The organism is Burkholderiales bacterium (assembly GCA_013695435.1).
Taxonomy (GTDB): domain Bacteria; phylum Pseudomonadota; class Gammaproteobacteria; order Burkholderiales; family JACMKV01; genus JACMKV01.
In genome coordinates this window covers 1-7,779 of sequence record JACDAM010000173.1, presented here as the reverse complement: position 1 = coordinate 7,779, position 7,779 = coordinate 1, and the positions used below count along the sequence as shown (strand labels likewise).

10 protein-coding genes are annotated in these 7,779 nt (G+C 61.5%); 3 read left to right on the top strand and 7 right to left on the bottom strand.

Going from position 1 to position 7,779, the window contains the following annotated elements; genetic code table 11:
- On the top strand, nt 1-715 hold a 715-nt coding region (locus H0V78_08970; GenBank protein ID MBA2351901.1), incomplete at its 5' end, for an MFS transporter.
- A complete protein-coding gene (locus H0V78_08965; GenBank protein MBA2351900.1) occupies nt 712-1,878 on the top strand; it encodes an ABC transporter permease in 1,167 nt (388 codons plus the stop codon). The genes H0V78_08970 and H0V78_08965, both read left to right, overlap by 4 nt.
- Nucleotides 1,879-1,922: 44 nt before the next feature.
- On the opposite strand, the gene H0V78_08960 is transcribed toward H0V78_08965, so the two are convergent.
- From H0V78_08960 to ppa, 7 genes are all read right to left on the bottom strand, one after another.
- The gene (locus tag H0V78_08960; protein ID MBA2351899.1) at nt 1,923-2,492 is read right to left on the bottom strand and encodes an NUDIX hydrolase; all 570 of its coding nucleotides are present in this window, start codon (nt 2,490-2,492) and stop codon (nt 1,923-1,925) included.
- A gap of 147 nt (nt 2,493-2,639) precedes the next feature.
- Nucleotides 2,640-3,824, bottom strand: a complete 1,185-nt coding sequence (locus H0V78_08955; protein ID MBA2351898.1) for an N-acetyltransferase — start codon at nt 3,822-3,824, stop codon at nt 2,640-2,642.
- A gap of 112 nt (nt 3,825-3,936) precedes the next feature.
- Complete coding sequence (locus H0V78_08950; GenBank protein MBA2351897.1) at nt 3,937-4,107, bottom strand: hypothetical protein; 171 nt, start codon at nt 4,105-4,107, stop codon at nt 3,937-3,939.
- Nucleotides 4,108-4,146: 39 nt separating this feature from the next.
- A complete protein-coding gene (locus H0V78_08945) occupies nt 4,147-4,494 on the bottom strand; it encodes a hypothetical protein (GenBank protein MBA2351896.1) in 348 nt (115 codons plus the stop codon).
- Nucleotides 4,495-4,682: 188 nt separating this feature from the next.
- Nucleotides 4,683-5,201: a superoxide dismutase family protein gene (locus tag H0V78_08940; GenBank protein MBA2351895.1), complete on the bottom strand. Its 519-nt coding sequence runs from the start codon at nt 5,199-5,201 to the stop codon at nt 4,683-4,685.
- Nucleotides 5,202-5,249: 48 nt separating this feature from the next.
- Nucleotides 5,250-5,954, bottom strand: coding sequence for a (2Fe-2S)-binding protein (locus H0V78_08935; protein MBA2351894.1), 705 nt, complete (start codon nt 5,952-5,954; stop codon nt 5,250-5,252).
- Nucleotides 5,955-6,130: 176 nt separating this feature from the next.
- Nucleotides 6,131-6,679, bottom strand: coding sequence for an inorganic diphosphatase (gene ppa / locus H0V78_08930; GenBank protein ID MBA2351893.1), 549 nt, complete (start codon nt 6,677-6,679; stop codon nt 6,131-6,133).
- A 126-nt stretch (nt 6,680-6,805) separates the two neighbouring features.
- Here ppa and H0V78_08925 point away from each other — a divergent pair.
- Nucleotides 6,806-7,779 (top strand): FIST C-terminal domain-containing protein (locus tag H0V78_08925; GenBank protein ID MBA2351892.1); only part of this gene is annotated, 974 nt, incomplete at its 3' end.

Sequence of the window (7,779 nt, the reverse complement as noted above, 5' to 3'; positions counted from 1 at the left end):
CGCGCGGCCGCTGACGATACGCCCGCGCGGCGCGATCGGCTTCGTCCTGGTCGCGCGGACCATGTTCAGCCTGTATCCGAAGCGCTCGCTGCTGTGTTTCTCACTGTTCACCGGCCAGGCATTTTTGTACAACGCGATTTTTTTCACTTACGTGCTGGTGCTGACCACGTTCTATAACGTCCCATCGGGCTCGGCGCCGCTGTACCTGATTCCGTTTGCGATCGGCAACTTCCTCGGTCCGGCATTGCTCGGGCCGCTGTTCGATAGCGTAGGGCGGCGCAAGATGATTGCCGGCACCTACATTCTGTCCGGCCTTCTGCTCGCGCTCACCGGCGCCCTGTTCGCCGAAGGATTGCTGACGGCGCTGACGCAGACGATCGCGTGGATGATCGTGTTTTTCTTCGCGTCGGCCGGCGCCAGCGCGGCGTATCTGACGGCGAGCGAGATTTTTCCAATGGAAATCCGCGCCATGGCTATCGCGTTCTTTTTCGCCATCGGCACCGCGGTCGGCGGCATCTCGGGGCCGCTGGTGTTCGGTAATCTGATCGAAACCGGGCTCACGTCGGAAGTGCTGACAGGTTATCTGCTCGGCGCCGCGCTGATGATCGCAGCCGGTCTGGTCGAAGCGATTATCGGCGTCGACGCCGAGCGCCGCAGCCTCGAAGACATCGCGCCGCCGTTGACCCAAGCGTCGCCGGATGCGTCAGCAGGATGAAGATTCCCTTTTCCTACATCGCCCGCAATCTGCTGACGCGCAAGCTCACTACGCTGCTGACCGCGGGCGGCATGGCGATGGTCGTGTTCGTATTCGCGACCGTGCAGATGCTCGATCAGGGGTTGAACCAGACGCTGGTCGATACCGGCTCCTATGACAATGTCGTAGTCACGCGGCGCTCGGCCGGTACGGAGGTGCAAAGCGGTGTCGAGCGGCCGCAGGCGGCGATCGTCGAAACCGATCCGGAGGTCGCACGCGATGGCGCCGGCGAGCGGCTGATATCCAAAGAAGTCGTGGTGCTGGTGACGCTGCCGAAACGCGATTCCGGTAAGCCATCGAACGTCATCGTGCGCGGCATCGGCGAAGCCGGGATCGCATTGCGCCCGCAAGTCGAAATCAGCGAAGGGCGCATGTTCCGGCCGGGCTCGTCGGAAATCATCGCCGGCCGCAATATCGCCGAGCGCTTTAACGGCGCCGGAATCGGCGAGACGCTTCGCTTCGGCCTGCGCGAATGGACCGTGGTCGGCGTGTTCGATGCCGGCAACAGCGGCTTCGAATCGGAGATTTGGGGCGACGCCGTGCAATTGATGCAGGCGTTCCGGCGCCCGGTGTATTCTTCGGTCGTCGTCAAACTCGCCGACGGCCGCGGGTTTACCGCGCTCAAGGAGCGCATCGAAAGCGATCCGCGCCTGACGCTCGAAGCCAAACGCGAAACCCTGTTCTACGCCGAGCAGTCAGCGCTGCTGTCGAACTTCATCAAGATTCTGGGACTCAGCCTGTCGGTGATTTTTTCGATCGGCGCAATTATCGGCGCGATGATCACGATGTATTCTTCGGTCGCCAATCGCACGGCCGAAATCGGCACCTTGCGCGCGCTCGGCTTTCAGAAGAAAAACATCCTCGCGGCATTCCTGGTTGAAGCGCTGCTGCTGGCAGCGATCGGCGGCGTTGCCGGCATCGCGCTGGCATCGCTGATGCAATTGATGACGATTTCGACCATGAACTGGCAATCGTTTTCGGAACTGGCGTTCGGCTTCACGCTGAACCTGCGGATCGTCGTGAATTCGCTGCTGTTCGCGCTTGCCATGGGTTTCATAGGCGGCTTTCTGCCGGCGGCGCGGGCAGCGCGCCTGAACATCGTCGAGGCGTTGCGCGCGGCGTAGGCAGGAGTAGGCCGCACTCGCACCCGAGGTAGCCTCAATCCACGCTACGTCGTTTTCATCGCGGCAGGCGATACCGCCGGCGCTTCTATCGTGCCGATGTGTACCCGACCGCCGCTGCGGCCGGCTTGGCGGTCCTCGAAGTAATGCAGCAGCGTCTTGCGTACGGCCGCGAACGCGATCTCCTGCCACGGGATATCGGGTTCGGCATAGAGCTTCACTTCCAGCGACTCGGCGCCCGCACGAAAATCCAGATCGAGCAGGCGCGCGCGAAACAGCATGTAGATCTGGTTGATGTGCGGCAGGTTGTACAGCGCATACAAGGTGTCGATTTGAACGCGGGCGCACGCTTCCTCGAGCGTTTCGCGCGCTGCGCCCGCCATTGTCGTCTCGCCGTTTTCCAGGAAGCCGGCGGGCAGCGTCCACAGTCCATAGCGCGGTTCGATCGCGCGTTTGCACAGCAGAATCCTGTCCTCCCATTCCGGTATACAGCCGACGACGATCTTCGGATTCTGGTAATAAATGACCGCGCACGCGTCGCAGGAATAGCGCGGCAGATTGTCGCCAGGCGGCACTTTGAACACGACGGCACGGCCGCAATTGCTGCAGAATTTCATGCTGGATTCATCGAAGGCATCGATTCGAAGGTAACAAAAAATGAAGATGATTCCTAGCGGGGCAAAGCAACCGTACGCTGCTCCGGTTCGCTCCCTCCACACTTGCTGGGGAGGACCGGGGTGGGGACGCTTTCAGCACGATCGTTGTCAATACCCCGCACCGCTTTTGAACGGACTGCTCTCGTGCAGTTCGTCGATATAGCCTGCAATCCCGCATGTTTCGCGCGCCAGATAATGCTCGATGGCGGCGGCGAATTCAGGGTGCGCGAGCCAATGCGCCGACCACGTCTGCGCCGGCAGGAAACCGCGCGCGAGCTTGTGCTCGCCCTGGGCGCCGCCTTCGACTGTGCGCATGTGGTTGGCGATGCAGAACTCGATCGCCTGATAGTAGCAAGTCTCGAAGTGCAGCCCCGGATGGTATTCCAGCGCGCCCCAGTAGCGCCCGTAAACGGTGGCGCTGTTGCAGAGATTCAGAGCGGCGGCGATCGGTTCGTTGTCGCGCAACGCAACAATCAGCAGAACGTGCCGCGGCATGGTGCGGCCCAGACGCCGAAAAAACGCCAGATTCAAGTACGGCGTCGAATGATGCTGGCGATAGGTGTTACGGTAGCAGCGATTGAAAAACGTCCAATGCGCATCGCTGATGTCGCCGCCGCGCAGCCATTCGAATCGAATTCCGGCATCGCCCACCTTGCGCCGTTCCTGACGGATTTTTTTGCGCTTGGCATGGTTCAATTCAGAGAGGAAATCGTCGAAGCTCGCATAAGCCGCCTGCTCGCCGGTATCGTTTCCCGCGAGTCCGATCCGGTTGCGCCAGCGAAATTGCACTCCTTGCCGCACCAGCAGCCCGGCAGCCTTCAGCGCGCACGCCTCACGCTCGGGCGGAAACAGGATGTGCAGCGACGACACATCGAGGTCGCGCGCGAGATCGAGCGCAGCCTGCGTCAGCGAATCGACCAGATTGTCGCGCGCCTCGCCCGTCGCACAGGTCAGCAGGCGCGAGCCTGTGACCGGCGTGAACGGCACGGCGCCGAGCAGCTTTGGGTAATAGCGTTGACCGTGGCGCTGGTAGGCGTCGGCCCACGCCCAGTCGAACACGTATTCGCCATAGGAGTGCGACTTCACATACAAGGGCATCGCTGCCTGCAGCGCATCGCCCTGCCAGACCGTGATAAAAACCGGCGCCCAGCCGGTTTCGGCGCTCGCGCAGCCGGTCTCGTGCAGGGCCGACAAGAATTCGTGGCGCAGAAACGGATCGTCGACGGCCAGCCTGTTCCAGTCGTCAGGCGTAATCGCCAGCAGCGTATCGACGACGCGGACGGTTGTTTTCATGCGAGCGAATAAAGCGCAGGCAAGCGGATGCGAGCGGCGGAATGAAAGATGAGGAAAGATGAGCCACGCGCCCCGTCGGCGTGGATATTCGATTTGGCGGGGCAAACTCGGCTCAGCGCAGCTGGACGGTTTCTCCGCTGTCCTGCATCAACTGATTGGTGAAATTCGGATCGAAAACCGCTAGATGTTGGATGATCTCGCGAACCTTCTCGACATGGCCAAGCTTGTGATGCGCCATACCAAGCTCGTACCTGGCGCGGTCGAGCTTGGGATTGATGCGCAATGCTCTGGCGAGCGCCTATTCTGCCGCAATAACGTGCCGCTACTCGGTATAGCCATCGCCGCGCGACGCATGATAATAACCGTGGTCGTCCGGAAACTCGCCCAGCGGTCGGTTGAACGTGTAGCGCGCCGGGGTGCCGACCAGCGTGTGCGCGGCTTCGCCGGCGCTGCCGCTCGGCAGGCTGAATGGCAGCGAGACGACCCAGGTCGCGGCGCCGATCACAGTCGCAATAATGCCGAGCGGTCGCGCAACCAGCGCATCGACGATCATCGTTTCTGCTGATGGATGGCTGTGCAGTCTGCCATCCATCGCGCCCTCATCGTGCGCAACGGCGCTGGTGCTGGCAACCGCTAACAGCAAGCTTATCGAGAACGTGCGTGAATGCATGATCGCCTCCGCGTGTTTGGTGAAGTTGCAGTATAACGCGCCAATGGTCGGCTGGCCTTGCCGGGCGACGTCTGTGAACGTGCCCGGTCGGGGGTGAAGGCCGCGGCGCATCGGCATGGCTGCGCCAATCGCTGCGGCGCCACCGTAGCCGGAGCCTTACACGCGGTCCGGGCCAGCGATTCACATGGTCAACGCAGACTGATCACGCCGCACGCAATGCGTGGTCCGGCATTGCCGGCCGGCTGCGAAGTCAAGTCATCGGGCATGGCGTGCACGATCACGCCTTTGCCTTTGATGCTATTCGGTCCGTCGGCAAGCGTTACGCCGGGAACCCGAATCTTCAGAGTCGCCTCGCCCGACTTGTCCGCGGTCAAATTGCCCAAATCGCCGGCATGACGTTTTGCGCTCTGCGGCGCGCCGTGCGGCGCACCGTCGGGGTTGAAGTGGCCGCCGGCGCTGGTCGCATCGGGCGCGCTGCAATCGCCTTTTTCGTGAATGTGAAAACCGTGCGAGCCGGGCGTCAAACCCGCGACTTTGGCTTCGGCGAATACGGTATTGCCGCTTTGCGAAAACGTCACCGCGCCGTTCGCCTGGTTGCCTTGCGTCGGCTGCAGAAAGGCGACGGCGCTTTTTTCGGTCGTGCCGGCTATTCCGGCGCAGGCTGAGATCAATACCGATCCTGCTGCGATCGCGATCAGGTTTTTCATGGTTTTCTCCTCGTGGTGAAAGGGTGGCCGTGGTTGGAAAGGCGGCCCTTAGCAGCGTATCTCCTGCTGACAATAATTTTCCATTTGGCTGACCACCGTTCGGCCTGCGACCGATTGCTGCGCGCCGGGGCCATGTTCGAGCGCGAGCTTGAAATTATATTTGTCGAAAAACGCGTTGAATAGCTCGCCGCCGAGGGTGCCCACCGCGGTCAGGCCGTCGCTCGCTCTGTCGTGTTCGAGCAGAATTGCGGCCAGCGGCTGCGGCGCGGGCCCGCCCAGCACGCGCGCGCCTGCGGCCGGATCGTATTCGCTGTGTTCGGCGCAGCAATGAATCGTGTTGGCGCGCGCCTGGCTTTCCGCGTTGACCGCGCCGCGGAAGCTGATGAAGCTGATCTGGCGTGTCGGATACGCAAGCTTGTGCGCGCAGATCGCCGAATAGCCGACGATGGCGCGCCCGCTGCCGACCCCGCCCGGCCATTCGTAGCTCTTGCCGTCGCTGGTTTTGAGATTGACCGCCGCGCCTGCGGGCTTGCCAAGATTCAGCAAAAAACACGGTGTCGCAGCAAACGGATAATGGAATATGTAGTTGCGATTGACAGCGAGCCTGCCCGCCTGCAATGGCTGCCCATCGTGATCGATCAGTAGCGCGCGTTGGTGGAAGCGCGGTTGGGCGAGCTGGTCAGCGGCCAGCGATTGCTGCGCGGCGAGGGCGGTTGCGCCTGCACACAGTTTTATGAATTCGCGTCGGTGCACGGGCTCCTCCGGGGGTGGACGTTATGGCGCGCTCAACGCTCGACCGAGCAGGGCGCTGATCAGAATCTGATAGCTGCTCCAACACAAAATTCCGGGAAACTTGAAACCATCTCCAAAAAAATCCGGATAGTGAACACGCTCGAATCGTCCACAGCGCCCATCCGCGGCCGCCGGGCCTAGAACCTCGGTTTTTGCGCGGCATTCTGATAACGCTCGATGCCGGCCATGACTTCAGCTTTGGCGTCGTCGGCGCCGACCCAGCCTTCGATCTTGACCCATTTGCCGGTTTCCAGATCCTTGTAGTGCTCGAAAAAGTGCGAAATGCGCGCAAGCGTGAGCTCGGCGAGATCTTTCGGATCCTTGATGTGCCGGTAGACATTGATGATCTTGTCGATCGGCACGGCAAGCAGCTTGCAATCCTCGCCGGCCTCATCGGTCATTCTCAGCATGCCGACCGGCCGGCAACGCACGACCACGCCGCTGATCAGCGGCACAGGGCTGATCACCAGCACGTCGACCGGATCGCCATCGTCCGACAAGGTGTGCGGGATATAGCCGTAATTGCACGGATAAAACATCGCTGTCGACATGAAGCGGTCCACGAACAGGGCGCCGGTTTCCTTGTCGAGCTCATACTTGATCGGATCCGCGTTCATCGGAATTTCGATGATCACGTTCACGTTGTCGGGAACGTCAGTCCCTGAATTGACTCTGTCGAGATTCATTGCTTGTCGTTATCGTTTCCTGTGTTTCGATTAAGATTTGCCGCCTCCGCAATAGATGCCCGCAGTTGATGCCGATGGCAAAGCCATTATACTCGGCACAACCCCTGTCATTACCCCGCTTCCCCGATGCCCGAATTCAGTTACGCGCATGCCGCCGCCTCAACGTGGCAGGACGCCGCCGACGCGTGCCTGACGCAGCTCGACGGCACCGCTCAGGACGCCAACCTCGGTTTCCTCTACATTACAGACTACCTTGCCGACGACACAAGCAGGATTCTCGCGTATTTGAAACAGCACAGCAGCGTGCGGCAATGGACGGGCGCCGTCGGCATCGGCATTTGCGCAAGCGGCCGCGAGTACCTGGATCAGCCGGCGCTGGCAGTAATGCTGGGAACCTTCGACAAGGGCTCGTTCCGTATTTTCTCGGGTTTGAACAGCGCCGAGGATCTCGGCGCCCCCTCCATGAACCGCGCGCTGAAATGCGGTTCAGCACCGGCCAATTTCGCGGTCGTGCACGGCGATCCAGCCAATGCCGCGATCGCCGAAATCATCCTCGAATTGACCAATCACATCGAAAGCGGGTTTGTCGTCGGCGGCCTGACCAGCTCGCGGCGCCGCAATGTGCAAATCGCCAATCGCGCGCTCCGGGGCGGCGCCTCCGGGGTCTTGTTCGCGAGCGAGGTCGTCATCTCGACGCGGCTCACGCAGGGCTGCACGCCCATCGCCAAACCGCACACCATTACCGGCTGCCAGCGCAATCTGATCATGACACTCGATGATCGGCCTGCGCTCGATGTCTTCATGGCGGACATTGGCGATACCCTGGCGAGCGATCTGAACCGCGTCGGCGGTCTCATCTTCGCCGGGCTGCCGATTCCGGGCAGCGAGCGCCCGGACGGCGACGCCGATTATCTGGTGCGAAATCTGGTCGGCATCGATCCGACCAATAAAATCATCGCCATCGGCGATTGGGTCGCGCCCGGCATGTCGATGATGTTTTGCCGCCGCGATCGCGCTGCGGCTACGCTCGACATGCAGCGCATGCTGACCAGCATCAAAAGCGGCCTGTACGGCAAGCCCAAGGGCGGTCTGTATTATTC

Coding starts and splice junctions, on each gene's coding strand:
- H0V78_08945 (MBA2351896.1), bottom strand. CDS start 4,494: ATGCATTCACGCACGTTCTCGATAAGCTTGCTGTTAGCGGTTGCCAGC.
- H0V78_08955 (MBA2351898.1), bottom strand. CDS start 3,824: ATGAAAACAACCGTCCGCGTCGTCGATACGCTGCTGGCGATTACGCCT.
- H0V78_08965 (MBA2351900.1), top strand. CDS start 712: ATGAAGATTCCCTTTTCCTACATCGCCCGCAATCTGCTGACGCGCAAG.
- H0V78_08940 (MBA2351895.1), bottom strand. CDS start 5,201: ATGAAAAACCTGATCGCGATCGCAGCAGGATCGGTATTGATCTCAGCC.
- H0V78_08960 (MBA2351899.1), bottom strand. CDS start 2,492: ATGAAATTCTGCAGCAATTGCGGCCGTGCCGTCGTGTTCAAAGTGCCG.
- ppa (MBA2351893.1), bottom strand. CDS start 6,679: ATGAATCTCGACAGAGTCAATTCAGGGACTGACGTTCCCGACAACGTG.